The 25,043-nt window shown below is 69.3% G+C and carries 21 protein-coding genes; 11 read left to right on the forward strand and 10 right to left on the reverse strand.

Annotated features, from left to right (window positions below; all coding sequences use genetic code 11):
* Positions 1-190 precede the first annotated feature (190 nt).
* Positions 191-1,435, reverse strand: a complete 1,245-nt coding sequence (locus tag AB0C66_RS19440) for an MFS transporter (RefSeq protein ID WP_362439626.1) — start codon at positions 1,433-1,435, stop codon at positions 191-193.
* Between the two features lie 126 nt (positions 1,436-1,561).
* On the opposite strand from AB0C66_RS19440, the gene AB0C66_RS19445 reads away from it, so the two are divergent.
* The gene (locus tag AB0C66_RS19445) at positions 1,562-2,506 is read left to right on the forward strand and encodes a LysR family transcriptional regulator (RefSeq protein ID WP_362439629.1); all 945 of its coding nucleotides are present in this window, start codon (positions 1,562-1,564) and stop codon (positions 2,504-2,506) included.
* A gap of 107 nt (positions 2,507-2,613) precedes the next feature.
* Here the strand turns inward: AB0C66_RS19445 and AB0C66_RS19450 are convergent, their stop codons facing one another.
* From AB0C66_RS19450 to AB0C66_RS19460, 3 genes are all read right to left on the reverse strand, one after another.
* Complete coding sequence (locus tag AB0C66_RS19450) at positions 2,614-3,408, reverse strand: alpha/beta fold hydrolase (protein ID WP_362439632.1); 795 nt, start codon at positions 3,406-3,408, stop codon at positions 2,614-2,616.
* A gap of 421 nt (positions 3,409-3,829) precedes the next feature.
* The gene (locus AB0C66_RS19455) at positions 3,830-4,735 is read right to left on the reverse strand and encodes an NADP-dependent oxidoreductase (protein ID WP_362439635.1); all 906 of its coding nucleotides are present in this window, start codon (positions 4,733-4,735) and stop codon (positions 3,830-3,832) included.
* Between the two features lie 84 nt (positions 4,736-4,819).
* On the reverse strand, positions 4,820-5,896 hold the full coding sequence (locus tag AB0C66_RS19460; protein ID WP_362439638.1) for an alkene reductase: 1,077 nt from the start codon (positions 5,894-5,896) through the stop codon (positions 4,820-4,822).
* 248 nt (positions 5,897-6,144) lie between these two features.
* Here AB0C66_RS19460 and AB0C66_RS19465 point away from each other — a divergent pair, with 248 nt between their 5' ends.
* On the forward strand, positions 6,145-6,678 hold the full coding sequence (locus tag AB0C66_RS19465; RefSeq protein ID WP_362439641.1) for a MarR family winged helix-turn-helix transcriptional regulator: 534 nt from the start codon (positions 6,145-6,147) through the stop codon (positions 6,676-6,678).
* Between the two features lie 139 nt (positions 6,679-6,817).
* Here the strand turns inward: AB0C66_RS19465 and AB0C66_RS19470 are convergent, their stop codons facing one another.
* Both AB0C66_RS19470 and AB0C66_RS19475 read right to left on the reverse strand, forming a co-directional pair.
* Complete coding sequence (locus AB0C66_RS19470; RefSeq protein ID WP_362439644.1) at positions 6,818-7,591, reverse strand: SDR family oxidoreductase; 774 nt, start codon at positions 7,589-7,591, stop codon at positions 6,818-6,820.
* Positions 7,584-8,981: a DHA2 family efflux MFS transporter permease subunit gene (locus AB0C66_RS19475; RefSeq protein ID WP_362439647.1), complete on the reverse strand. Its 1,398-nt coding sequence runs from the start codon at positions 8,979-8,981 to the stop codon at positions 7,584-7,586. The genes AB0C66_RS19470 and AB0C66_RS19475 overlap by 8 nt, the downstream gene beginning before the upstream one ends.
* A 72-nt stretch (positions 8,982-9,053) precedes the next feature.
* Here AB0C66_RS19475 and AB0C66_RS19480 point away from each other — a divergent pair, with 72 nt between their 5' ends.
* From AB0C66_RS19480 to AB0C66_RS19490, 3 genes are all read left to right on the forward strand, one after another.
* Entirely contained in the window at positions 9,054-9,593 is a 540-nt protein-coding gene (locus AB0C66_RS19480) for a CGNR zinc finger domain-containing protein (RefSeq protein WP_362439650.1), read from the forward strand.
* A gap of 194 nt (positions 9,594-9,787) precedes the next feature.
* Complete coding sequence (locus tag AB0C66_RS19485) at positions 9,788-11,245, forward strand: hypothetical protein (RefSeq protein WP_362439653.1); 1,458 nt, start codon at positions 9,788-9,790, stop codon at positions 11,243-11,245.
* A 377-nt stretch (positions 11,246-11,622) separates the two neighbouring features.
* Positions 11,623-12,501 carry a hypothetical protein gene (locus tag AB0C66_RS19490; protein WP_362439656.1) on the forward strand — a complete coding sequence of 293 codons (879 nt, stop codon included), beginning with the start codon at positions 11,623-11,625 and terminating at the stop codon, positions 12,499-12,501.
* Positions 12,502-12,504: 3 nt separating this feature from the next.
* Here AB0C66_RS19490 and AB0C66_RS19495 read toward each other — a convergent pair whose 3' ends face one another.
* Positions 12,505-13,044, reverse strand: coding sequence for a TetR/AcrR family transcriptional regulator (locus tag AB0C66_RS19495; RefSeq protein WP_362439659.1), 540 nt, complete (start codon positions 13,042-13,044; stop codon positions 12,505-12,507).
* Positions 13,045-13,233: 189 nt separating this feature from the next.
* Entirely contained in the window at positions 13,234-14,856 is a 1,623-nt protein-coding gene (locus AB0C66_RS19500) for a succinic semialdehyde dehydrogenase (RefSeq protein ID WP_362439662.1), read from the reverse strand.
* A 209-nt stretch (positions 14,857-15,065) separates the two neighbouring features.
* On the opposite strand from AB0C66_RS19500, the gene AB0C66_RS19505 reads away from it, so the two are divergent.
* The gene (locus AB0C66_RS19505) at positions 15,066-15,380 is read left to right on the forward strand and encodes a hypothetical protein (RefSeq protein WP_362439665.1); all 315 of its coding nucleotides are present in this window, start codon (positions 15,066-15,068) and stop codon (positions 15,378-15,380) included.
* 33 nt (positions 15,381-15,413) lie between these two features.
* Here AB0C66_RS19505 and AB0C66_RS19510 read toward each other — a convergent pair whose 3' ends face one another.
* On the reverse strand, positions 15,414-16,046 hold the full coding sequence (locus AB0C66_RS19510) for a TetR/AcrR family transcriptional regulator (RefSeq protein ID WP_362439668.1): 633 nt from the start codon (positions 16,044-16,046) through the stop codon (positions 15,414-15,416).
* A gap of 277 nt (positions 16,047-16,323) precedes the next feature.
* Here AB0C66_RS19510 and AB0C66_RS19515 point away from each other — a divergent pair, with 277 nt between their 5' ends.
* The 5 genes from AB0C66_RS19515 to AB0C66_RS19535 all read left to right on the forward strand — a co-directional run bounded on the left by AB0C66_RS19515 (position 16,324) and on the right by AB0C66_RS19535 (position 21,924).
* Positions 16,324-17,721 carry an MFS transporter gene (locus AB0C66_RS19515; protein WP_362439671.1) on the forward strand — a complete coding sequence of 466 codons (1,398 nt, stop codon included), beginning with the start codon at positions 16,324-16,326 and terminating at the stop codon, positions 17,719-17,721.
* The gene (locus AB0C66_RS19520) at positions 17,718-18,947 is read left to right on the forward strand and encodes an FAD-dependent monooxygenase (protein ID WP_362439674.1); all 1,230 of its coding nucleotides are present in this window, start codon (positions 17,718-17,720) and stop codon (positions 18,945-18,947) included. The genes AB0C66_RS19515 and AB0C66_RS19520 overlap by 4 nt, the downstream gene beginning before the upstream one ends.
* Before the next feature lie 244 nt (positions 18,948-19,191).
* Positions 19,192-19,659, forward strand: a complete 468-nt coding sequence (locus AB0C66_RS19525) for a tautomerase family protein (RefSeq protein ID WP_362439677.1) — start codon at positions 19,192-19,194, stop codon at positions 19,657-19,659.
* A 106-nt stretch (positions 19,660-19,765) separates the two neighbouring features.
* Positions 19,766-21,271, forward strand: coding sequence for an AMP-binding protein (locus AB0C66_RS19530; protein WP_362439680.1), 1,506 nt, complete (start codon positions 19,766-19,768; stop codon positions 21,269-21,271).
* A gap of 56 nt (positions 21,272-21,327) precedes the next feature.
* Positions 21,328-21,924 (forward strand): dihydrofolate reductase family protein, encoded by a 597-nt coding sequence (locus AB0C66_RS19535; protein WP_362439683.1) that lies wholly within the window; start codon positions 21,328-21,330, stop codon positions 21,922-21,924.
* A 190-nt stretch (positions 21,925-22,114) separates the two neighbouring features.
* On the opposite strand, the gene rph is transcribed toward AB0C66_RS19535, so the two are convergent.
* On the reverse strand, positions 22,115-24,724 hold the full coding sequence (gene rph, locus AB0C66_RS19540) for a rifamycin-inactivating phosphotransferase (RefSeq protein ID WP_362439686.1): 2,610 nt from the start codon (positions 24,722-24,724) through the stop codon (positions 22,115-22,117).
* Positions 24,725-25,043 lie beyond the last annotated feature (319 nt).

Below are 25,043 nucleotides of genomic sequence, written 5' to 3' on the forward strand. Positions count from 1 at the left end.
GCGGTGTTGGGCGAGCGGGGCGATGGAATTGTTGGCGGCCGTGACCGCGTCCCAGACGGCATCGGTGAAGCCGACGCGTACGTAGGCGAGGGTGCCGCCATGTGCGCGCATGTCGGCGATGGCCCTTCCACGCGATCGAGCAGGGCGTTGCGGTCCGCGTCTTCGGGCCCCAGTGGCGAGTTGCGGTGCCTCATAAGGGACTACGGGACAACTCCGGCTCGTGCCGCGTCGTCTGGTCCTGTCGGGGAAGCAGCAGCGGGGTGGTGAGGATGAGCAGCCCCGCGACCGTGAGGGCGGTGCGTGGGCTGGTGGCGTCTGCGAGCAGCCCGGCGAGCGCGGTGAGAAGGGCGATGGACGCCTGCTGACCGATCGACCAGGCCGACAGGGTGCGGGCCACGAGATGCTTCGGGGTGTGTTCGAGCTGGTAGGTGGCGAGCACCGGGGTGTACAGGCTCATGTTGATGATGATCGCCAGCTCGACGGCCATCACGGTGATGAGGCCGACGACGCCGGGACGGACGAAGACCAGGCCGATCAGCCAGATGGCGCGCAGGGTGCCGACGGTGCGGAAGACCCAGTGCCTGCCGTGGCGGGTCACGACATGGCGGGCCAGCCGCGAGCCGATGAGTCCGCCGAGGCAGGGGGCGGCGAAGGCGAGGCCGTACTGCCAGGGTGGGAACCCGAGCTGGCGAAGCAGGAGCACGGCCAGCACCGGCTCGGTGGCCATGATCAGACCGGCGACGAGCAGTTGGTTGAGGTAGAGCGGCCGCAGACCGGAGTGGCCCATGATGTGTCGCCAGCCGTCGAGCGATGCGCCCGCCCGGACCGGGCTCTTGCCGGTCGGTCGCGGCGCTTCTTCCTGGCCGCGGATCGCGGTGATGCCCAGCGCGGAGAGCAGGTAGCTGAGTGCGTCGGCCACGACGGTGGTGACCGGTCCGAACAGGCCGATCGCCGCCCCGCCGAGCGGTGGCCCCACCGCGATGGAGCTCCAATTCGTCGACTCGAAGCGCGCGTTGGCGACGAGCAGGTCATCCGGCCGGACGAGGGCCTTGAGGTAGGCGCCGCTGGCCGCGTTGAACGCGATCTTGGCTGCGGCGACCACGGCCGAGATCACGAGCAACTGGACGAAACCGAGCCACCCGAAGGCGTAGGCGACCGGGATCGTCGCCATGGCCGCACACCGGACCAGATCCATCATGATCATGACCGGGCGCTTGCACCGGAACTCCACCCACGGCGCGAGCGGCACCGCGATCAGCGCACCCACCGCGGGCCCCACCGCGGACAGCGCGGACACCTCGGCGGGACTGGCGTGCAACGCCAGCACGGCGATCAGTGGCAACGCACCGAATCCCAGCCCGGACCCATACGCGCTCACCGCGTATGCCGTCCACAGCCAGCCGAACTGCCGGCCCAGCGGCCTCCTGCCCACCATGCGCTGAGCTCCCCCCGAACAAACCGATGTTGACTTGGGAGAGCTAAGCGAGCAGCACAACAGCAGGTCAAACAACCGCACTGCCAGCCATTCACAACCATGCGTTGTTCACTAAGGTGGATCGGCGTGGATCTCGAAGCCGTACGTACCTTCGCCGCCGTCGCGGAAGCGGGGCAGTTCCAGAGAACCGCCGCCGACCTGTCGATCACCCAGCAGGCCGTCTCCAAGCGCATCGCCGCGCTGGAGCGCGGCCTCGGCGTGCGGCTGTTCACCCGCACCGCGCGCGGCGCCGAGCTCACCATCGACGGGCAGGCGTTCCTGCCCCACGCGCGCGAGCTGCTGCGCGTCGCCGAGCGCGCGGTCGCGTCCGTGCGCACCGGCCGCCGTCCACTGCGCGTCGACGTGATCGCTTCGCGCATCGCGCCGTCGGGTCTGATGCGCGGCTTCCACCACGCGCACCCCGAGATCGATCTCGACGTGGTGATGCTGTTCGACGTCGAGACGGCCGTCGCCGCCATCCGCTCCGGTGCGATCGACGCGTCCTTCCGCGCCGTCGCCATGCCCGGCCGGCCCCTTCCCGAGGACATCGAGTCCGTCCGGGTGCTCGACGAGCCGCTTCAGCTCCTCACCGGCCCCGCCCACGCACTGGCGGGCGCCCGGTCGGTGACCCTCGCTCAGCTCGTGGGGCACCGGATCTGGATGCCCGGCATCGTCCCGGGCACCGAGTGGGCCGCCTACTACGACGACCTCGTCGCCGAGTTCGGCCTCACCATCGAGGCGACGGGCCCCAACTTCGGCTCGGACGCGCTCCTCGACACCATCGCCGACACCCCGGCCCTCGCCACCTTCATGAGCGAGCAGACCCGCCTCGTCTGGCCCACCGGCCACGGCCTGCGCCGCATCCCGGTGACCGACCCGGTGCCCGTCTACCCCCACTCGCTCCTCTGGCACCGCGACAACCCCCACCCGGCGCTGGCCACCCTCCGCGCCCACCTCGCCGCCACCGTGGCCGGCCCCGCCGCGGACGGGACCTGGGCGCCGGGCTGGGTACGGCCGCGCCGAGCCGGGTGATTCCGCGTTTGAACGGGGGTTATCGATGGCCGACCAGGTGGCCAGTCGCGGTGAAGCAAGGGGTACCGGCCCCGCTGTCGCGGGTCCGGTACCCAGGTGGTGTGTTCTCAGGCACCGTGCTGATCGAGGAAGTCGGTGATGAGCTTCTGCCACTCCTCGGGCCGTTCCACCATGGGCAGATGGCCGGTGGGGAGCTCCACCAGCCGGGCGCCCGGGATGTTGTCGGCGAGGTGGTGGTGCTGGCGGGTGGAGGTGAACCAGTCCTGGGTGGTGGAGATGACCAGAGTGGGCGCCTTGATGGACGGCAGGTCGTCGCGGACGTCGGCCCGGGGCACCAGCTCGGCGTGGTCGGCGGTGCCGTCGGCGGCGCTGGCGGCGGTAAAGGCGACGGCCTGCTGGAGTTGCTCCGTCGGCATGGCCTCCAGGGCGTCGGCACCCAGGGCCATCATCGTCAGGAACTGGGCGAGCAGTTCGCGGTCGCCCGACTCGGCCAGCTTGCGCCAGATCGGGGCGGAGAGCGCACCCCGGTTGTCGTGGTGGGCGAAGGTCGCGGTCAGCACGAGGGCGGTGACGCGTTCGGGGTGGCGGGCGGCCGCACGCATGGCGACGAGGCCGCCGAGCGAGTAGCCGGACACCGCGAAGGTCTCCAGACCCTCGGCGACGGCGGCGGCGACGAGCTGGTCGGCCAGGTCGTCCAGCGACAGCGGCGCGGTGGCGCGGGGGGTCTCGCCGCTGCCGGGGTAGTCGATGCCGACGACGGTGTGGCCGGCGGCCAGGCCCTGAAGGATCGGACCGTAGGTGTTGTCGGTGCTGCTGCCGGCGCCGTGGGCGAGGGCGAGACCGGGGCCGGAACCCAGGACGGTGCGGGCGAAGGTGGCTTCGGGCAGGGGACGTGCGGACATGGTTCTTCCGATCTGTGCGCAGTGGTGGGTCACGTGGTGTGGTGCTGCGTCCTGGAACGGAGCTCCGGGGCGGGCAGCAGCGGGCCCGGTCATGGGGCGGAGCCGGTCGGCGAGCATCGTGGCGCTGGTGTGCGCGATGGCGGAGCGCGGTTCGCCGAAGTGGACCGGGCGGATGGCCGGGGTGTGGCGGATGACGCCGTTCTCCGTCGGGCCGGGAAGCTCGAACGAGGCGGTGAGATCCGTATCGGCCGACAGCCGGGCGAGGGTGGGCCAGGCAGCCGTCGGTTCTCCGTCCTTGTCCTTATGGGACTGGTCGTGCGGTACGCGAGGGGTGGGCCGCGGCCGGCCGGGGGATCGACGGCCGCGGCCCCAGGGGCCGCCTCGCCCATCCCGACCATGCGAGGCGGCGGTATCAGGAGGGTCAGGGCAGCAGGACGGCCTTGCCGTGGTTGCGGTGGGCTTCCAGGTCGGTGTGCGCCTGCGCGGCTTCGGTCAGGGGATAGGTGCGCCAGATCGGCACGGTGAGCGTGCCGTCGGCGGCCAGCCGCACCAGCTCCGGCAGCACCTGGCCGCCCTGGTCGGCGGTACCGGCGCTGAAGCGCACGCCGTGCTGCGCGGCGGACATGTCCGCGATGGTGATGACCTTTCCCGGGTCGCCCGTCAGGGCGACGGAGTCGGCGAGGACCCCGGCGCCGGAGGCGTCGAAGACGACGTCCACCCCGCCCGGGGCGGCGGTCTTCACCCGCTCCGCCCAACCGTCGCCGTAACGGACGGCGGTAGCTCCGAGCGCCGTGACGCGCTCGATGTCGCGCTCGCCGACCGTTCCGATGACGGTGATACCGCGAGCGACGGCCAGCTGGACCGCGAGGAAGCCCACGCTGCCGGCGGCGCCGTGGATGAGCAGGGTCTGACCCGGCCGTACATCCAGCTCCCCGAGAACGCGCGACGCGGTCTGGCCGACCGTGACCAGTGACGCGGCGACCTCCCACGACAGCCCCTCGGGCTTGGCCACTGCCCGGTCGAGCAGGGCGTATTCGCCGTAGCCGCCGCCGACCGTGGCACCGAGGACCTCGTCGCCCACGGCCACCTCGGCTCCTTCGCCGACCGAGTCGACGACACCGGCCGCGTCCAGGCCGGGCATCACGGGAAAGTGCGCGGGCATCATGTCGGCCATCACGCCGGACCGGATCTTCAGATCGAGAGGGTTGAGCGAGGCGGCCCGCACGCGGATCCGGACCTGACCCGGGCCCGGCTCCGGCGGGGTGACCTCGGACAGCCGGAGCACCTCGGGTGCGCCGTACTCGGAGAAGGCGATCGCTTTGGACATCGGGAACTCCCAGGTGGAGGCAGATGGAAAGGGGGACCGCAGCCGCTCTGACTCACTGTGCGGCCACGGAGGCGTCCTCGCCGCTCACACGGTGAGGACGGGGTAGTCGGTGTAGCCGCGGTGGTCGCCGCCGTAGAAGGTGGACTTGTCCGGGGTGTTGAACGGCCCGCCGGCGACGAGTCGGGCCGGGAGGTCGGGGTTGGCCAGGAACAGCCCCCCATAGGCCACCATGTCCGCCGCCCCCTCCTCGACCAGCTTCAGCGCGTCGGGACCGGTGACGTCCGGATGAGTGAACGGGTTGAGGACAAACGTGCCCGACCAGATCTTGCGCAGCTGCGCGGTCAGGTCGCGGTCCGGGCCCTCCATCAGGTGGAGGTACGCCAGGTCCAGGTCCAGATCGGCGAGGCGCTCCAGCAGCGCCTCGTAGACCTCACCCGGGTTGTCCTCGGCGATGTCGTTGTACGGGTTGCCGGGCGAGATCCGCAGACCGACCCGATTGCTCCCGATGGCCTCGGCCACGGCAGTGACGACCTCCACCGCGAACCGGATCCGGCCCTCGGTGCCGCCGCCCCAGGCGTCGGTACGCAGGTTGGTGTTGGGGGCGAGGAACTGGTGGATCAGATAGCCGTTGGCGCCGTGGAGCTCCACACCGTCGAACCCGGCCTCGATGGCGTTGCGGGCCGCCGCGGCGAAGTCGGCGATGGTCTGCCGGATCTCCGCCTCGCTCAGCTCCTTCGGCGTCACGAAGTCCTGCGGCCCCTGGTGCGTGTACACCTGGCCCTTGGCGGCCACCGCCGACGGCCCCACCGGAACCAGATCGTCGGGCAGCAGGTGGGGGTGGCCGATCCGGCCGGTGTGCATCAGCTGGGCGAAGATCGCACCGCCTTCACGGTGCACGGCGTCGGTCACCGTCCGCCATGCCCGGACCTGGCCCGGCGTGTGGAGGCCGGGGGTGTCGGGGTAGCCCTGGCCGACCGGCGAGGGCTGGACGCCCTCCGTGACGATCAGCCCCGCGCTGGCGCGCTGCGCGTAGTACGTCGCCATCAGCTCCGTCGGCTCGGCTCCGGGTCCGAACGCGCGGCTGCGGGTCATCGGGGCCATCGCGATGCGGCTGGTCAGGCGCTTGCCGCCCAGGACGATCGGATCAAAAGCAGTGGTCATGGTCGCTTCCTCGGGATAGGTGACGTCCGTGGCTCAGGCGTTCCGCCGCCCGCAGCAGCGGATGCCTGTCTGAACAAGTAAATCACCTGTCCGAACAGGTAAGCGCGGGGAATCCATTCCCGGGATCAAATGTGAAAGAGATAACACGCTCCCACCTGCGTATATGTGCCCGGCTACCGGAGGGAGCCTGCGCGGCTACCGACCCGCAGATAGAATCAAGCTGACCAAGCAGGAAAGATGAGGGAACAATGACGCAGTCCACGCCGGAGGCCGGGAACAGCGCCGTGGGGATCGGGCAGGAGGCCACCGTCCCGATGCCCGGCGCCGCCAGAGGCGGGCCGGTCAGCCATGCGATCTTCCGCCTGGCCCGCCTGCACCGGATGTTCGCGGGACAGCTGCTGCGCCGCATCGGCCTGCATCCGGGCCAGGAGCTGGTGATGATGCACCTGTGGGAGCTCGGCCCCCAGCGCCAGGCCGACCTGGTGCGGCTGATGGACTCCGACGCCGCCACCATGACCCGCACCGTCCGGCGTCTGGAACAGGCCGGCTTCGTCCGCCGTCGGCCCTCGCCCACCGACAAGCGCGCCTCGCTCATCGAATCCACAGCGGCCAGCCAGGCTCTGCGCCGTGAGGTGGAGGGGGTCTGGACTCAGCTCGAGGAGATCTCGACGGCGGGCCTCTCGGACGACGAACGCACCGCGGCCCTGCACACCCTGGAGCAACTGGAGCAGAACCTTGTACGTGCTGCCGCCGAATCCGCGGGGGCGGAATCGGAAGGCTAGTCTCGATCCGACGAGTCGTGGGGCGGTACGGGTCCGAAGACCGGTACCGCCCCACGCGGTCGCCGAGCGGATGGCCGTCGGTCGATGCCCATCCGGGCAGCGTCCGTTCGCTGGCTTCGGGCTCAGACCTGTTTGAGCCTCAGACCTGTTTCAGCATGCCTCCGTCGATCACCAGCTCCGCACCGCTGATGTTCGGCACCTTCCCGGAGGCGAGAAATACCACCAGTGCCCCGATTTCGTCAGGGTCGGTCATGAGTCCGGTCGACAGGTTGGTCGCGGCCGGGATGCCGGGAAGGAACTCCTCGAGCGATGCGCCGAACTGGCGGGCCAGCGCTTCCCCGCTGCCGCCGGGGTCGGTCCAGACCGAGGTCCGCACCGGACCGGGGGCGATGGTGTTCACTCGCACCCCCTGGGGTCCGAACTCCTCGGCGAGCGCCTTGCCGAGGTTGGCCAGCGCTGCCTTCGCGGCCGAGTAGTCGACCAGGAAGGGAAGGGCCAGGCGTGAGTTGACCGAGCCGATGTTCACCACGTGGCCGCGCCGCTTCACGATGCTCGGCAACGCCGCCCTGGTGGCGCGCACCGCGCTCCACAGAGTCAGATCGAAGGTGCGCTGCCAGTCCTCGTCGCTCGCCGACAGGAATCCGTCCGGTCGTGGCCCGGCGCCGCCGACGTTGTTCACGAGCAGGTCGATCGCGGTGAATTCGCTGAGCGCCGCATCGACGAGCCGACCGGGACCGTCGGGCGTGGCCAGATCGACTTCGACAGCCAGTGCCGCGCTGTCCTTCAGCTCCGCGCTGATCGTGCGCGCTCCCGCGGCCACCCGGTATCCGTCGTCGGCCAGCGCTCGCACCACGGCCAGCCCGATGCCCTTGCTGGCTCCGGTGACCACGGCGAACTTGTCATTCTCAGACATGAACTTCCCCTCTGTCATTGATCTTTCCGGGCAGGCGCATGGCGAGCAGCGCGCCGAGCACGCAGATCGCCAGGGCCCACCAGAACGTGTCGCCGAAGGCGGACGCACCGTCACCGGACTGTCGTTGCAGCACCACTGCGAGGAGCGCGGTGCCGGCCGCGCCGCCGAGCTGGATCATCGCCACGAGGACACTGCTGGCCCGAGGGGCGGCGTCCGGTGTGATCGAGCCGTAAGCGGCGGCCAGCGCCGGGCCGAGCACCGCGCCGAGACCGATCCCGCGCACGAGCAGCGACACGGCGAGCAGTGCGGTCGACGCGTGCGCGCCCTCCTGAGTGAAGGGCAGCGTGCCGAGCGCGGCCAGCGACATCCCGCCCGCCACTGTGGCTCTGGCGCCGAAACGGGCGCTGAGTGTGGCGACCAGTGGCAGTGCCAGGATCGTCCCGATGCCCTGCGGTGCGAGCTGTAGACCGGCCGCCCAGGCGGGCGCGCCCTTCGCCTGCTGGGAAGAGAGCGGCAGCAGGAACATCATTCCGTAGACCGACGCGCCGAACAGGCAGGCGATGAGCCCCGACGCCGCGAATCTCGCGCCGGTGAACAGCCGGATGTCGATCAGCGCGCCGGGCCCCCGTCTCAGCGCGTGCGCCGTGTAACCGAGCAGAAGGCCCGTGCCGCCGATCACCGGCGCGACGCTCGCCGCCGAGCCGAGGTCGAAACCCTCACCTGCGCGGGTGAGACCATACAGCAGCACCGCGAGGCCGGGTGAGAGCAGCAGAAGGCCGACAACGTCCAGCCGTGCGGTGGTCCCGGCCGCGGGGCGGTCGCGAGGCAGTACCCGCAGCGACAGGACCAGCGCCAACAGCCCCAGCGGCAGGTTCATCCCGAACAGCCAGCGCCAGGACAGCTGGTCGACGATGAGTCCGCCGACCAGTGGGCCGAGCGCGGGGGCGAGTGTGATCGGGATCTGGATCAGGCTGAGCACCCTGGTCACCCGGTGCGGCCCGGCGGCCGTGGTCAGCATCGCCAGCATGACCGGTTCGAGCATGCCCGCGCCGAATCCCTGCACCACCCTGGCCGCGACGAGCACCGTCACGGAACCGGCGGCGGTGGCCAGCACGCTGCCAGCCAGGTAGACGCCCAGGGCGGCCAGCCAGACCGCCCTGCCGCCGAACCGGTCGGCGCCCCAGCCTGCCACCGGAATGGCCACCGCGAGGGCGAGCAGATAGGCGGTGCTGACCCACTGGATCTGGCCGAGCGGTACGTCCAGCTCCCTGGACAGCCGATCGACCCCCACGACCACGACCGTGCTGTTGAGCAGGGCGAGGAATGCGCCGAAGCCGAGGACGCCGCCGAGCGCGGGCAGACCAGGGGCGGGTTGTGCATGGGTTGCCATTGTCCCCTCGTGGACACTAGTAAAAGCGTTTGCTGGTGTCGGACTATACTTAACGCGTTAGGTGGTGTCGACATGGCATGGGACAGGGACAAGCCGGCGGCGGAACATCACCGCGTACCGCCCCCACTGGTCGCGGTGTTCGAGTTCCTCAACAGCTGCGACCTGCGTACTTTCGGCGAACACGAGCCGGACGACGGGCTCGTCGGATGGCTGGGCGAATGTGACGCGGACGAGCGTGAGCTCGCCCTCACACTGCGCCGTACGCTGCGCGCCATGGCACGTGCCAACCGGACGGGAGAGCTCGACACCACCGTGGCCACGGAGTTCGCTCACGCGAGCGCGGCCCTTCCGCTGCACGCGCGATCCCTCGGCGGTGGCGCACTCGGTGTCACCGCGGCCGCCGGCGGGACCTCCGGCGCGCTCGCGGACCTGCTTGCCGCCGTCATCGTCGCCTCAGCTGACGGAACTTGGGCCCGGATGAAGGAGTGCGCGGCACCGGACTGCCGCTGGATCTTCTACGACCACGCCAAACCGCGTAACGGCCGCTGGTGCTCCACCGCGGGCTGCGGAAACCGAATGAAAACCCGCGCCTACCGCAACCGGACGGCGTGAGCCATCCCAAGGCCCCCGTATCGCAGCCGCGGTCCAGCGGCGTGAGCCCGTTGTGTCTTCCGCTGAGTGCTTGTCAGAGGGGCCGTTCGGGTGGTCTGTCGGTGCCGGGGTAGCGCGCCGCCTTCGTACGTCGTTGGCCAGGCTGTGGGATCCGCACGGTTCGGGTTCTGCGTGTGCGATCGAAGGGCAGTGGCGTGGTGGTTCGACAGAAGTCGTGGCTGATGGTGCCGGGAGTGCTTGCCGTGGTGCTGGCCACGGCCGGCAGCGCGGTGGCGGATAGCGACCCGGGAGGCAACACGATCCGGCAGAGCACCGAATGCGAGGTCGACAACACCGGGACGATCTCCCCGGATATCGTGCCCGGGGCATCGGCCGACACCACGATGGACGCCCGTTGCCGCAACCGGCTGTTCGGTACGAGCCGCCTCCACGACAGTGCCGTCAACCAGAAGGCGCAGTGCGACACCAGCAACACGGGCCCGATCACTCCGACCCTCAGGTCGCCCGGGTCGTCGTCCGACACCGCCCTGACCGCTGACTGCGCCAACGACCTGTTCAACGAGGGCCGGATGGAGCACTCGACGCTCGACCAGTCCAGCGATTGCGACGTCGACAACACCGGCGCCATCGACACCGCGGCCGGGACCGGTTCCCCGGGGTCGTCGCTGGACACCACCCTGGCTTCCCACTGCGGCAACTCGCTGTCCAACACCGGCCGGATCGCCAACAGCGGGATCGGCCAGCAGGCTCACTGCGACACTTCCAACACCGGGCTCATCAATCCCGATACCGCCGGGGGCGCGTCGCCGGGGGCGAGCGCCGACACGGTGTTCTCCGCCGCCTGCGACAACCGCATCGCCAACAGCGGCACGGTCGACGGCAGCACTCTGGGCCAGCGGGCGGAGTGCGACATCGACAACACGGCAAGGGTTCCCACCGCCATCAACACTTCGCCTGGCTCGAGCTCGGACGCCACGCTCGAGACCCGCTGCCGCAACGAAGCCCACAACACCGGCCGTCTCGATCACCTCACCCTCGATCAGAACAGCGGCTGCGACGTCGACAACAGCGGCACGCTGGCCGGGTTCGCCATGGAATCCCCTGGCGCGAGCGCGGACATGCGTCAGCGAGCCGCCTGCGACAACCGTCTCGTCAACACCGGCGACCTGCGCAGCGTCGCGATCAAGCAGCACAACGACTGTGACCTCAGCAACTCCGGTGACATCCGACCCGACATCGAGTTCTCGCCCGGCGCCTCGGCCGACACCGAGCTGTCCACACAGTGCGGCAACAACGTGCTGAACCTCGCAGGTCCTGACGGCAACCGGAGCTCCTCCGGCGGACTGCTCGCTCCGGGCTCGACCGTGGACCAGGACAACCACTGCGGCGTCGATAACTCCGCCAGGATCGCTCGGTTCGTCGACGAATCCCCGGGTGCCTCGGCCGACACCAGCCTGCCGGCGAACTGCGACAACACCGTCCTCCAGCTCGGCCGTGGCGGACGGACCGACGCCCGGGCTCACCACATCCAGCAGAGCAACGACTGCGTGGACCGTAACTCCGCCGAGTTCGGCGACGTCGAGAACTCGCCGGGGGCCAACGCCGACGCCGTCGTCTCCGCGTCCTGCCGCAATATCGTCGTCGGTTCCTGACGCCCTGCCACGCATCGTCCTGCTGCCGCGGCCCGCGCCCCGTGACCCGGAGCGCGGGCCGTGCGTCAGGGCAGCGACCCATTCGGTGGCGCCACCACCGGGGACTACCGACGCCCCTACCTCGATCTGCGCGAGGACCGCCTTCTCCCGGCTGGCACACGCATGTCACATGCCAGAGCGAGTTCGCTGCCGTGCCCCGCGCCCGGCCGCGCGGCTTGGCCACGGAATTGACGGGGGAATGCGCGAGTCACGTGACGAGTCGGGGCCACTCGGTGAACTCTGCCGCGCGCGGCACATCCGGTACGTGTCCGTCTCCCAGCTCGTGGTGCGCCACGAAGTAGGAAGCTTACGAGGGGAGCAGAGGGGAGCCAGGCTTGATGGAGCGCACGTTCACGATCGATGGCCGGCCCCGGTCGGTGAGCGTGGCCGAACCCGTCCCGGAGCTGGAGCGTTCCGGCGTTGCGGTCAGCGTCCTGCACGGTTCGCAACAGACAGGCGTGAAGGTCCGGGCGGCCAGTGGCCGCAGCTTCGAGCAGAAGGCCGGTGACGGCTGGCCGGTTGTGGCCTACCCCGACGCCTACCGGGGACTGTGGAACGACGCCAGGACCGCGATGCGGTCACCGGCCCGGGCCGAGGGGATCGACGATGTCGCCTTCCTCACCTCGGTGAGTGAACGGCTCCGGAGCGACGGGGCTGAGCGCGTCATTGCCGTGGGGTACTCCAACGGTGGGCACATGGCGCTGCGGCTCGCCCACGAGGCGCCGGACGCTCTCGATGGCCTCGTATTGATCGGCGTGGGGCACCCGACGGCGGACAACTTCACTGCGGTCGACCGCTATTCACCGCTTCCGGTGATCACGATCCACGGCACCAAGGATCCGCTCGCCCCATACGAGGGCGGCGTCACCAGCCTGTTCGGCTTCCGGCCCCGCGGAAAGGGCCTCTCGGCCCCTGACACAGCGGCCTACTACGCCCGGCGCAACGGCATCACCGGTCAGCCCCTGACGCGGCGCCTCCCAAGCCGCGCCAACTCCGCCCGGACATGGGTGGACGTCACGTCGTACCAGCAGGAAAACCGGCCTCCGGTCACCCTTTACACCGTCCATGGGGGCGGGCATGTCATCCCCAACCCCACCCGCAGGGGCTGGCGCATCCTGGGACGGACTACCCGCGACATAGACGCCGGTGCCCTCGTCGCGCGGATGGCGACGCTGCTGGGTGGGAACGCTTCCGGGCCGAGGCCCCCGTTCCCGTAGACATCAGGACTGAGGGAAAAGCGGGCTCAGTTCGGCCACCACGTCATCGAGAGGCTGGGTGTTGCCCTGGGCACGGCACAGGATGACGGCCCCTTCGACCGCCGCGACGGCCAAGGTCGACAGTCGACGGGCCCGCTCTTCGCCATAGCCGCTACGGATCAGCAGATCCGCGAAAGCCGTATGCCAACGGGTGAAGATGTCCCGCACCGCCTCGTCCGCCTCGGGCAGGTTGTTCCGGTTGTCGACGACCGCGGCGACGATCGCGCATCCGGAGCCGAAGTCGCTCGACGTCAGGCGGTGCCGCCACAAGGCCGCGGCCTGTTCCAGCGCATGCTCGGGCGGGCCGGTGCGGCACAGATCCTCGATGGGGCGGGACATCTCTTCCCCGGCCTGCCGGACTGCCGCCAGGACCAGGGCGTCTCGGCCTCCGGGGAAGTGGTAGTACACCGAGCCCCTGGGGGCTTTGCTGTGCTGGAGCACCGCGTCCACGGTCACCGCGCTGGCACCATGCTGCTGAAGCAGCGCGATCGTGCTGTCCAGCATGCGCTGCTTGCTGGACCGCCCGTGGTCAGTCTTCACCGATGGCACCGGTACCCATCTCCCTGTGGAACGTATATGTCAGATTCTATAGCCTGGTGCGCCGAAGCTCAGTCGCGCAGACCTCTCGAGCCGCGCCGGCCGCCATCCGCCATCAGCAGCACGTGGCAAGGAATCCGGGAGCGCCGTACTGGCTCAGCCGAGTCGCAGGGTCTTCGTGGCCTTGAGCAGCGCGCTCGTGAGGGTGGCGTACTGCTGCTGGGTCATGCCGAAGGAGGGCCCGAGCGGCATGACGCGCTGCTGTGAGACGGTCTGGGCCTCGGTGTATTTCAGAAGCCCTTCGGAGCCGTGACGGCGGCCGACCCCGGAGTTCTTCATACCTCCCATGGGCGCCGCGACGCTGCCGTAGGCGGAGGCATAGCCCTCGTTGATGTTGACGGTGCCGGTGTGGATCCGGGCGGCGAGGGCGTGGCCACGGCGGCTGTCCTTGGTCCACACGCTGGAGTTGAGGCCGAAGGGGCTGGCGTTGACCTGGGCGACGGCGTCGTCCTCATCGGTGAAACGGTAGACGGAGACGACCGGGCCGAAGGTCTCCTCGCTGTGGACTGCCATGGAGGGATTCACTCCGTCGAGGATGGTGGGCTCGTAGATGTAGGGGCCGATATCGGGCCGCGGTCGGCCTCCGGCAAGAACCTGGGCGCCCTTGGCCACGGCCTCGTCGACGTGTCGCTTCACGGTCTCGAGCTGCCGCTCACCTGCGAGGGAGCCCATGTCCGGGCCGTAGGCGAGCAGGGTGCCCAGACGCATGGCGCGGGTGTGGGCGGCGAAGCGGTCCGTGAAGGCTTCCGCGAGGGAGGCGTGGACGTAGATCCGCTCGATGGAGATGCAGAGCTGGCCCGCGGAGGCGAAGCAGGCGCGGACGGCACCGGCCGCGGCCTTGTCGATATCGGCGTCGTGCAGCACCAACATGGCGTTCTTGCCGCCGAGTTCGAGCGAGGCCCCGACGAGGCGGGCTGCCGCTGCTTGGGCGACCTCGCGGCCGGTGCGGGTGGAGCCCGTGAACGAGACGTAGTCGGCGTGCCGTACCACCTCGGGGCCGACGACCGGGCCCTCGCCGAGGACCACCTGGAACACCCCCGTCGGCAGCCCTGCCTCGATGAGCAGATCACGGGCCCACAGAGCGGTCAGCGCGGTCTCGGTGTCGGGCTTCATCACCAGTGCGTTACCGGCGGTGAACGCGGGCAGGGCATCGCCGACCGACAGCTCCAAGGGATAGTTCCAGGGGGCGATCTGCCCGACGACGCCGCGCGGCTGGCGCAGCTCGGTCGTCTTCGTCAGCAGCGGGATCGCGCCCGGATGCCGCTTGGGCTTCAGCAGGCCAGGTGCCTTGCGGCCGTAGAAGCGGGCTTCCGACGCGAGCCCCAGTACCTCCTCGAGCGCATGCAGCCGTGTCTTGCCGCTCTCCAGCTGGATCAGATCGAGAATCTCGTCTTGCCGTTCCAGGAGCAGATCGTGGAAGCGCAGCAGCACGGCGGCGCGGATCCGGGCCGGTGTGGCCGCCCAGGCGGGCTGGGCGCGGCGGGCCCGGTCGAACGCCTCGGCGACGTCCTCCGGCGTGGACTCGGGAAGATCCGCCAGCTTCTCCCCGGTGAACGGTGTGTGGTTGGCGGTACGGCCGGAACCGACCACGCCCCGGGTGAGGCGTTCGACGAGGCCCGGGGTGACGATATCGGCGGCGGAGCGGATTTCTGACGAGAGGGGCTGCGCGACCGGGTTCTGCCTGTGCGCGGCGGTGTCCGGCTCGAGTGTGTGGGTCATGGGCGGTGGTCTCCTCTTGAGGTAGTCGTGGCGCCCGCCGGTCGGAAGGGTCGGCATCACCGGTCAGGGCTGCCGGAGCCCGGCTGTCCATCGCTTCCGGCCTTCGCCAGTGGCATGCCTCTCACCTCGATATTGATTATGATAGATACCATAACATGGGTGTGGGGGAGCCCCGCGCAGACGCCGCCTCGCCGAGGAGAGCAATTGCCATGCGTGCCGACCTCGACCGGCAGGACCGGGCCAGGTCTGCCATCCCCCCGAACATCCCGCCGAACGGCTGGTTCGTGAGACTGCGGTTCCGTGCCTCCGGTGGTGCTATGGCAGAGCACTATTACTTCGTCGACGAGGCAATCGATGCCCATGACGCGGCGGCGATCGCGCTGCGGAAGGCGGCGGCCGCACACGAGTGTTCAGCGAGAGGGAACGCCAAGATTGACGATGTCGAGGTGCGCCGCCTGCGATGGAACCCCTTGGGATGGGCGTACCTCGGGGCGCCCCTCGTGCGCACCGGAACCGCGGTCTGAGTGCGGCGCACGGTTCCTCGTGCTGTCCCAGCCCTATGTGGTGCGGTAGGCCCGGAGGAAGGTCCGCACTCCCTCGACGATGAGCGGCCGCACGCGGGTGTCCTCCGCGGCGTTCGCGGAACCGAGCCTGTCCAGCGCGACGCCGAAGGTCAGCGCGATGAACTGGTCGGCCGCGAGCCGGGGGTCGGGGACGTCGAGCAGCCCGGCCGCGGCGAAGGCGGCGAACCGCTCGGCAATGGCCTCGTCGGGGGTGTCGGCCATCGAGTTGTAGCCCCGGTGCGGCAGGTTGCCGGACTCCGCCCGGACCAGCCGTTGCAGCGTCGCGTACTCGGCCGAGCCGAGCATGTCGGTCGCGATGCGCATCGAGAACGTGACCAGGGCGTCGTCGAGGTCGGCGAACTCGGTGACGTCGGTGAGGGTGTCGTCGAGGGTGTGCCGGATCGTGGTGATCAGTGACTGGCCGACGGCGTCGACGACCGCTTTCAGCAACGTCTGTTTGTCGCCGAAATAGTCGTAGACCGTCCGCTTGGACACCTCGGCCCGGGCGGCGACCGCGTCGACGCTGGACCGGTCGAAACCGTCGGCGAGGAACAGTTCCTGGGCCGCCGAGAGGATGGCGGCCCGCTTCCGCGTGGATCCCTCGCGCAGTGTCTTCGTGGTCGGCATGGGCCTATCGTAACCGTTCTACACTGCACGGTGTAGTGTAGTAGTGGCTCGGCGCGGGACGCACTCGTACACCCGCTCCGTCCGGGGGAGCCGTGTGTATGCCAACTCGACGGCCACTAAACCGAGTTCACCCGGCAGGACCGCATCGGACCTGTCCACAAAGCGCCCTGCACACCGCGCCCCACGTGAACGGCCGCTGTGACCGGGCCCGGCGAAGCGGCGGCGCCACGCGTACGGCCGACCCCCTACGCGCCCGGCAATGACGGAAAGGACGTCCATGACCGCAACGCTCGCTCCTCCGGTCCGCATCGGTAAGGCCGCTGTCGGGGCCCTCGGCCTGCTGGCAGTCGCCACCGGTGCCCTGGAGTCGGTGGTGACGCCTACGCTCCCACTCCTGCAACGCGAGCTGGATATGAGCCCCGCGGAAGGGGCGTTACTCAGCATCGTGCTCCTCATCACCGGCGCCCTCATCACACCGGTCGCAGGCAAGTTCGGAGACCGCTACGGCGGGAAACGGGTGCTGATCCGGCTGATGGCGGTGGTCTCGGTCGGTGGCCTGGTGTCCGCCCTGGCCCCGAACCTGCCCGTGCTGCTGCTCGGCCAGGTACTGCAAGGGGCGATGGTGGGCGCGCTGCCCCTGTCGTTCATCCTCGTGCGCGAACACCTCCCCGCCGGAGAGTCGAAGGTGGCCATCGGGACGGTCAGCGGGCTATTCGTGGGTGGCGGGATGGCAGGCACGCTGTCGGCCGGGCCCGTGGCGGAAGGGCTGTCCCGGCACTGGATGTTCGCGCTGCCGACGATCGCGGTCATCGGGTCCACCATGCTGGTGAACAGGCTGATGCCGCATGATCCGCCCCGCCGGTCGGACGATGCCGGGGTCGACTGGCCCGGCCTGGTTCTCTTGAGCGGGACGCTGATCACGCTCATGCTCGTGCTCGCCCTGGCGCCCGACATCGGCGCGCAGCCACTTGTGCTCGGCGCCCTCGTCGTGGTTCTGGCCGCCTTCGTGACCGGATGGATAGCCGTTGAGCGTCGTGCTGCCTCGCCGATGGTCGAACTGCGCATGCTGGCACGGCCCGCGGTGTGGAAGTCGTGTGTGCTGACGTTCGTGATCTGCGTCGGTACCTCGGTGCCGGTCTATCTCGTCCCGCAGCTGTTCGACGTGCCCGCCGACGAGTACGGATTCGGGGCCGGCGCCACCGAGATCGGCTTCTATCTGCTGCCCGGCGCCGTGGCCGCGTCGCTGGCCGGGCCGCTGGGTGGGATCGGGGCGCGGCGTTTCGGCTCGCGTGCCGTGGTCACCGCCGGGATCGTCATCATGGCCGCCGCCCTGATCGCCCTGGCAGCCGTGCACACCGAGGTCTGGCATCTCATCATCGGCAAGATGATGATCGCGCTCGCCAACGGCCTGTGCGTCACAGCGATGGTGACCAACACCGCCACATCCGTCGACCAAGGCGACACCGGCATCGCCACCAGCCTCGTCCTGGTGACTCGCGTGCTCGGCTTCGCCGTTGGTGTGCAGGCCAGTGGTGCGATCCTCACCGCGGGGACACCTCCCGGGTCGGATGTCCCGGCCGAATCGGCCTTCGTCACCGGTTTTGTCATCGCCGGCGCCGTCACGGCGCTGTGCCTGCTCGTCGCCCGCACCATGAGCAAAGGAGTCAAGGAATGACGCGCACCGATCTGCCGAGGGAGTCGAGGGGTGTCCGGACCACGCCGAGGCGCGAGGTCCTGATATCCGGGGCCAGCATCGCGGGGCCCGCCCTCGCGTTCTGGCTGAACCGCTACGGATTCGCCGTGACCGTGGTCGAGAAGGCGGGCGCACTTCGTGGCGGCGGCTATCCCATCGATGTGCGCGGCACCGCACTCGAGGTCGTCCGGAGGATGGGAATCCTGCCGCGGCTCCAGGACGCACACATCGACCTGCGCCGACTGACCTTCCTTGACGAGGACGGCAGCGAGGTCGCCTCGGTCAACCCGCACATCGTCACCGGCGGTGTCGCGGGACGGGACCTGGAGGTGCGGCGCGGGGATCTGACCGGCGCTCTGTACTCGGCGGTCCGTGACGACGTGGAGTTCTTGTTCAACGACTCCATCGACACCCTCGACCAGTCCGGCCGCGGGGTCGACGTCACCTTCCGCGGGGGCGGCAAGCGTACGTACGACATGGTGTTCGGCGCGGACGGTCTGCACTCACGCACCAGAGAGTTCCTGTTCGGCCCCGAGGAGCGGTTCCACCGGTACCTCGGCTACTGCTTCGCCGGGTTCACCATGCGCAACACCTTCGGGCTCCGCCATGAGGCCGTACTGTGGAACACCCCGGGCAGGGCCGCGGTGCTCTACGCCGTGGGGGACAACGACGACGTGCACGCCTTCCTGAACTTCGCCCACCCGGATCCGCCGTACGACGCGTTCCGGAACCCGGAGGCCCAACGGGACCTGGTCGCCGCGGCCTTCGCCGACGCGGGATGGGAAGTCCCCGGCATGGTTGCCGCCATGCGCGACGCGGATGACCTGTTCTTCGACGGGGTCAGCCAGATCCGCATGCCCCGCTGGTCCAGTGGCAGGGTCGCGCTGGTGGGCGACGCCGCGTACGCACCCTCGTTCCTCACCGGACAGGGCTCCAGCCTCGCGCTCGTCGGCGCGTACATGCTGGCCGGTTCCCTGGCCGACCGGGACCACGCCACGGGCTTCGCCGCCTACGAACACCACACCCGTGAGTTCGTCACCGTGAACCAGGAGCTGGTCGGCAAGGGGGATGCCGCACTCTTCCCGACCACCGCTCGGGCCCTGGAGCAGCGCAACGACATGCTGCGCAATGTCAGCGCCATGCCCCCCGCGGAGGGCAGGCCGGCCCACTCGGCCCTCACCCTGCCCGAGTTCATGCCCATGGCGTGAGCCCGTGAGCCCGGCCCGCGCGACGATGACCGCCCTCACCGGCGCGCGGGCCCGGCGGTCCGGTCCCGACGCTGGTGACGGCGGGGTGCGCTGATCGCGGAGCGCTCTTCGCCGGATGCCCGGCCCCCGATGGCATGCCTCACACTCCTTGATATTTATTATGACTGATTCCATACTCCCTGAGTGTGAGGGAGCACGCGCAGGCGTCGCCTCGCCCCCCGACCCTCAAAAGGAGAGGCAACCCATGCCGCTGTACCAATGCATCACGCCCGCCGGACTGCTCACGGACGACGTCAGGCGGGCCGCCGCGCAGGAGATCACCCGGATCCATGTCGAGGCCACCGGAGCACCGGCCGCCTTCGTGCATGTGCTCTTCCTCGACGCCCCCGCGGGCCGGCACTTCACCGCCGGGCAGGTCGACACCCGCACGACCCTCATCGAGGGAACGCTCCGCGCGAGCCGTCCGCTCGCCGTGCGCCAGGCCATGATGCGGTCCCTCGCCGCTGCCTGGTCCCGTCTGTCCGGCCAGCCCGAAGGCGAGATCATCGTCTCGCTCACCGAGCGCGACGCCGGAGAGATCCTGGAAGCCGGGGTCATCCTCCCCGAGGTCGGCGCGGAAGCCGCCTGGCTCCAGGAGAACAGCGACAGGATCGTCGCGCTCGCGCCGCACCTTGCCGAGGAGCTGGCGGAGTACCGCGGTCGGCTGATGTGAGCCTGTCGGCCCTGGTACGGCCGTACCGGCGTCCCATCGGCCCGCACAGGTGCTGCAACCCACAAACCGGTGTGGCCACTCGCATCGACCACGATGAGGAGATCCGATGCACTTGGCGAGGCTGCCCGACAACAGGGCGGCGCTGGCCGCCCAGCAGACATGCATGGAGGACGAGACGACTCTCCTCACCAATGAGGGCTTCCTGCACGGGGTGCGGAGCGTGAGCGCACTCTTGCGGCACAGAGGCATCCGATCGGGGGATGTGCTCGCGCTCATGCTCCCCAACCGGGTCGAGTTCGTCATCGCCCTCTTCGCAGCGTGGCGTCTGGGCGCCGCGGTGACCCCCATCAACCCCGCCCTGACGATGAATGAGGTGGCCCACCAGCTCACCGACGCACGGGCCAAAGCCGTCATCGCACCCGCTCCCCTCGAGAACACACCGACGATCTGCCTCGACGAGCTCACCAACGCACTGGACACACATCTCACTTCCGACCCGGTCAGCGAAGACCCCGACAGCACAGCTCTGATCATCTACACGAGCGGCAGCACCGGTCGGCCCAAGGGCGTCGTGCTCGACCACACAAACCTTCTGGCCATGTCGCGCATGCTCATTGAGGCGGGCCAACTCGGCGAAGACGACCACAGTCTCCTTGTCCTCCCGCTCTTCCACGTCAATGGCATCGTCATCGGCGTACTGTCCTGCCTGCTCGCCGGAGGCCGCGTCACCATAGGCGGACGTTTCAAGGCGGAGCGGTTCTTCCGGCTCGTCGAGGAGGTGCGGCCGACACTGTTCTCGGCGGTACCGGCCATCTTCGCCCTGCTGGCGGCCCTGCCGGAATCGATGCACCCCGACACCTCATCGATCCGCTTTGCACTGTGCGGGGCCGCGCCGATGCCACCCCAGCTGATCCAGCGCTTCGAAGAGCGGTACGGCGTGGTGGTCATCGAGGGCTATGGCCTGTCGGAGGGCACCTGTGTGTCGACCGTCAACCCGGTGCACGGCGTTCGCAAACCGGGCACGGTCGGCCTGCCCCTCCCGGGTCAGGAGGTCGGCGTCGTGGACGGTACGGGCCGGCCGCTGCCCCCGGGCGAGGTCGGCGAAGTGGTCGTGCGCGGGGCCAATGTCATGCGTGGATACCTCAGCAGGCCCGAGGAAACGGCACGCACCGTCGTGGACGGCTGGTTGCACACGGGCGATGTGGGCCGTTTGGACGAAGACGGCTACCTCACGCTGATCGACCGCCGCAAGGACATGATTATTCGTGGCGGCGAGAATATCTACCCCAAGGAAATCGAGTCCGTGCTGTACGCCCACGACGATATCTACGAGGCCGCCGTCGTGGGAGCACCACACGATGTGCTCGGAGAGGTACCGGTCGCATATGTGACTCTGCGCGAGAATTCCGCGGTGCCGCCGGACGGCCTGATCGACCACTGCCGTGGCGCATTGGCCCCTTTCAAGCTCCCCGTCGCCGTGATCACACTGGACCAGTTGCCCAAGAACTCCGTCGGTAAGATCGACAAGCCTGCTCTGCGGGAAAGGCTGGCAGCCGATGCGAGCAGCACGGGCCTGAAGGTGCCGGTGAGCCATTCTCGCGAGCCGCGATGAGTCCTGCGGCGTCCGGCGGTCATACTGTCGAACCCGTTACCTGAGGAGGACTTCTGATGCGCAGGGTGACGTATTCGATGGGCGTCTCGCTTGACGGCTATATCGTCGGGCCGGACGGCGACTTCGACTGGACGGAGCCCGATGAGGAGCTCTTTCGCTTCGTCACCGATGAGATCCGTGAAGTCGGCGTCCACCTGATGGGGCGACGGTTGTACGAGACGATGCTGTATTGGGAGACCGCCGATCAGGATCCATCGCTCGACGCCTCCATGCTCGAGTGGGCCGCGATCTGGAAGCCGCTCCCAAAGGTGGTGTTCTCCACCACGCTGTCGGCGGTGCGGGGCAATGCCCGACTGGTGTCCGGCGGCCTGACGGAGGAAATCGAGCGGTTACGAGCCGAGCCGGGGGAGGGGGACATCGCCATCGGCGGCGCCACTCTCGCCGCCGAGGCGGCCGCGTCGGGTCTGATCGACGAGTACCGGCCCAGGGTCCACCCGGTGCTGGTGGGCGGTGGCATTCCCTTCCTTCCCCGGCACGAGCGCCGGATGGATCTCGAACTCGTGGAGACCCGCACCTTCAACTCGGGAGTCGTCCACCTCCGCTACCGCGTGGCGGCGAGCCTGGGCAGAACGGACCGTCGTCGTGGCCAATGACTACCGTCTGGCAAGGGCCAGTTGGACGGACCACACCCGACCGCGGATCCACAGGAGCCCCTGGTGGAACAGGTCTCACCAGGGGCTCATGTCCGTACCACCAGGGGCATCACGGTGGTCACCTATGGCAGCCGGGACACCCGGCCCGTTCCGCGATCGTCGCGGCTCAGAGGGTTCCCGGTGTGATCGGTCAGGACAGGATCTCGATGTACCCGTCGGTTCCGTGCACACGGATCCGCTGCCCGTCCCGGATCAGCCGGGTTGCCTGCTCCACGCCCACGACGGCCGGCAGGCCGTACTCCCGGGCGATCACCGCGCCATGGGTCATCAGGCCACCCACCTCCGTCACCAGGCCCGAGATCCCGACGAACAGCGGCGACCAGCTGGGATCCGTGAACGTCGTGACCAGGATGTCGCCCGCTTCGAGATCGGCCTCCGCCATATCAAGGATGACGCGGGCCCGTCCCTCGATGGTCCCGGCGGAAACCGGTAGGCCGATCAGGGCACCCGCCGGCACGTCGTCGCGCCGGTACGCCCCGGTGACGGCCTCACCATCCGAGGTGAGCACCCGGGGCGGGGTGAGCGCGTGGTACGAACGGAACGTGTCCTTGCGCTGCTCGATGAGCCGGTCGGCCACCTGGTGCGAGCGCACCACATCGTGGAGTTCCTGGAACGTGAGGTAGAAGATGTCCTCCTGCTCAGGAAGCACACCTGCCTGCACGAGGCGCTCTGCCTCCGCCATCAGGGCCTGCTTGTAGATGAGGTAGCGGCTGACGATGCCGTACTTCGGGTACTCCCGGTACCCGATGAAGGCTCGGACCTGGTCGATCATCCGCTTGGCCTCGTCGGCCTTCTGGTCCCCGTCCGGCAGGGCCCGCAAGCGGGACAGCACGTCCTGTTCCTTCTGCTGCGCCTTCTGCCGCCCTTGCTCGAAGCGTCGCTCGGCGGCGCCCGGCTCGAAGATCCTGACGTTGTCGAGGATCACGGGCACGAGTGTGGTGGGGCGCTCGCGCCAACGCGGCCTCGTGATGTCGATCTCGCCGACGCAGCGCATGCCGTACCGGTCGAGATAGGACTCGATGGCGTCGCGCGCTTCGGTCCCGCCCGAGAGCTTCGCCAGTTCATCCAGGAAGGCGTTGTCCTCGACGTACTCGACGCCCCGCAGGAACGCCACCACCTCCGGATGCGGGCGGATCACGTCCGCGACATCGAGCAGCGCCAGTCCCATCTCCGACGTGATGTTGCCGGGGGCGGACAGTGTGAGCGTGTCAGCCACGTTCTTCTCGCCCAGCCACTCCTCCAGCCTGTCGTTGAGCCACCATGTGGCCTCCATCCCCGCCATGATCGCCTGGAGGTTCGGCGGATCACTCAGGACTCGCTTGTGCTCCTCGAAGGCCCCCCGCAGGAAGTCGAACAGTGCCGGTCCGGTCTTCGTCCGGATGTCGCGCTCCAGGGCGGCGATGGATACCTGGCTGCGCTCGATCAGCTCGGTGACGATGGCCGGATCGGCCTCGGCCGGGGCGGACGCACCGGCGGCGGGCGGCGGCCCGCCGGGACCCGTGTCCGGGAGCGACGGGATGAAGTCCTCGCGGTCGAGGACGGTCTCCAGCGCGTCCCTGACCAGCGGATCGCCCCTCCCCATGAGGTCCAGGAGACCGGCGCGGCTGGCCGGCGAGGCCAGGCGCCCGGTCACATCGACGAACAGTCTCCCGCCGGCCTCGTGCATCGGCACCATGGCGGTCAGCTGCCACATGGAGAGCCCCAGGGGCTTCATGGGGTCGGTCATCATCTGCTGATGACCGACGGAGACGTAGATGTGATTCTCCTGGTCACCGGCTTCGGGAATGGGGAAAAGCGTTGTGATCGGCCGACTCTGAACGATCTGGAAGCCCTCGTCGACCAGGCACCATTCGATGTCCTGCGGACGGCCGAAGTGCGCTTCGATCCGCCGCCCGAGCCGCACGAGTCGCACGACCTGCGCATCCGTCAGCGCGGGCTGCTCCTGCCGCTGCGAGTCGATCGCCACTTCCTGCGTACCGCCGGTCGGCAGGGCCTCAACGGCACGCTGTTTGGCGGCGATCGCCTTGGCGACGACTTCGCCGTGTCGCACCGTGAAGACGTCCGGGTTCACCAGGCCGGAGACCAGGGCCTCGCCGAGGCCGAAGCCCGCGTCCACGGTGGCGACCTTCCGGTTGCCCGTGACGGGGTCGGCCGTGAACAGGATGCCGGCCGCATGCGGGAAGACCATCCGCTGCACGACCACGGCCATGTGGACCGTACGGTGGTCGATGCCGTTCCGCTGGCGGTAGGTCACCGCCCGCTCGGTGAACAGCGAGGCCCAGCACCGGCTGATGTGCTGGAGGATCGCCGTCGGCCCCACGACGTTCAGATACGTGTCCTGCTGACCGGCGAAGGAGGCCGTCGGCAGGTCCTCAGCCGTCGCGCTGGACCGGACGGCGTAGGCGGCCTCCTCACCGAGCTGCTCCAGCGCCTCGGTGATCGCCGCCGCGAGATCGTCCGGGATGGCGATCCCCTCGATGGTCCGGCGGATCTCCGCGCTCAGCGTGCGGATCGCCTCCCGGTCGTCCGGGTTCAGGCGCGACAGCTCATCGAGCCGATCGTCGATCGACGGCGCCCCCGCCATGATCCGCCGGAACGCCTCGGTCGTCACACAGAAGCCATCCGGCACACTGACGCCCTCGATCCGCGACAGCCCGCCCAGGTGTGCGCCCTTGCCGCCGACGACCGCGATCTGCGTCTCATCGGCCTCTTGCAGATCCCACACGTACTGCCCGGTCATCGCGATGCCTCCCAGGCAGTCGTGTCCCCTTGCACCGCACTCGCCGATCGGATCACCGGCGCCTCCAGCTCTGTCGAAGCTCTTGTCCGGCAGGTCCTCGTCTCCGACTGCCCTCCCTTTGACGAGTCGGCCGACCGCTCCGTCCATTCGACGTCACCGCGTCCCCCGTACGTCGACAACACACGCACGTCGTGCCCTCATTTCCCCAGGTTGTGGCCTCGGCGGACGATTTTGCGCTACCCCCCGGGCCTTGCCGCAAGCCCCCCGGTGCGCTATAAGTTAAGAGTGGCAAGGAGAGAGCTCTCCTTGCCTTTGCCTT

This window comes from Streptomyces sp. NPDC048636 (genome assembly GCF_040650655.1).
Classification (GTDB): Bacteria; Actinomycetota; Actinomycetes; order Streptomycetales; family Streptomycetaceae; genus Streptomyces.

Coding starts and splice junctions, on each gene's coding strand:
- AB0C66_RS19440 (WP_362439626.1), bottom strand. CDS start 1,435: ATGGTGGGCAGGAGGCCGCTGGGCCGGCAGTTCGGCTGGCTGTGGACG.
- AB0C66_RS19450 (WP_362439632.1), bottom strand. CDS start 3,408: ATGTCCGCACGTCCCCTGCCCGAAGCCACCTTCGCCCGCACCGTCCTG.
- AB0C66_RS19455 (WP_362439635.1), bottom strand. CDS start 4,735: ATGTCCAAAGCGATCGCCTTCTCCGAGTACGGCGCACCCGAGGTGCTC.
- AB0C66_RS19460 (WP_362439638.1), bottom strand. CDS start 5,896: ATGACCACTGCTTTTGATCCGATCGTCCTGGGCGGCAAGCGCCTGACC.
- AB0C66_RS19465 (WP_362439641.1), top strand. CDS start 6,145: ATGACGCAGTCCACGCCGGAGGCCGGGAACAGCGCCGTGGGGATCGGG.
- AB0C66_RS19470 (WP_362439644.1), bottom strand. CDS start 7,591: ATGTCTGAGAATGACAAGTTCGCCGTGGTCACCGGAGCCAGCAAGGGC.
- AB0C66_RS19475 (WP_362439647.1), bottom strand. CDS start 8,981: ATGGCAACCCATGCACAACCCGCCCCTGGTCTGCCCGCGCTCGGCGGC.
- AB0C66_RS19480 (WP_362439650.1), top strand. CDS start 9,054: ATGGCATGGGACAGGGACAAGCCGGCGGCGGAACATCACCGCGTACCG.
- AB0C66_RS19490 (WP_362439656.1), top strand. CDS start 11,623: ATGGAGCGCACGTTCACGATCGATGGCCGGCCCCGGTCGGTGAGCGTG.
- AB0C66_RS19495 (WP_362439659.1), bottom strand. CDS start 13,044: ATGCTGGACAGCACGATCGCGCTGCTTCAGCAGCATGGTGCCAGCGCG.
- AB0C66_RS19500 (WP_362439662.1), bottom strand. CDS start 14,856: ATGACCCACACACTCGAGCCGGACACCGCCGCGCACAGGCAGAACCCG.
- AB0C66_RS19505 (WP_362439665.1), top strand. CDS start 15,066: ATGCGTGCCGACCTCGACCGGCAGGACCGGGCCAGGTCTGCCATCCCC.
- AB0C66_RS19510 (WP_362439668.1), bottom strand. CDS start 16,046: ATGCCGACCACGAAGACACTGCGCGAGGGATCCACGCGGAAGCGGGCC.
- AB0C66_RS19515 (WP_362439671.1), top strand. CDS start 16,324: ATGACCGCAACGCTCGCTCCTCCGGTCCGCATCGGTAAGGCCGCTGTC.
- AB0C66_RS19520 (WP_362439674.1), top strand. CDS start 17,718: ATGACGCGCACCGATCTGCCGAGGGAGTCGAGGGGTGTCCGGACCACG.
- AB0C66_RS19525 (WP_362439677.1), top strand. CDS start 19,192: ATGCCGCTGTACCAATGCATCACGCCCGCCGGACTGCTCACGGACGAC.
- AB0C66_RS19530 (WP_362439680.1), top strand. CDS start 19,766: ATGCACTTGGCGAGGCTGCCCGACAACAGGGCGGCGCTGGCCGCCCAG.
- AB0C66_RS19535 (WP_362439683.1), top strand. CDS start 21,328: ATGCGCAGGGTGACGTATTCGATGGGCGTCTCGCTTGACGGCTATATC.
- rph (WP_362439686.1), bottom strand. CDS start 24,724: ATGACCGGGCAGTACGTGTGGGATCTGCAAGAGGCCGATGAGACGCAG.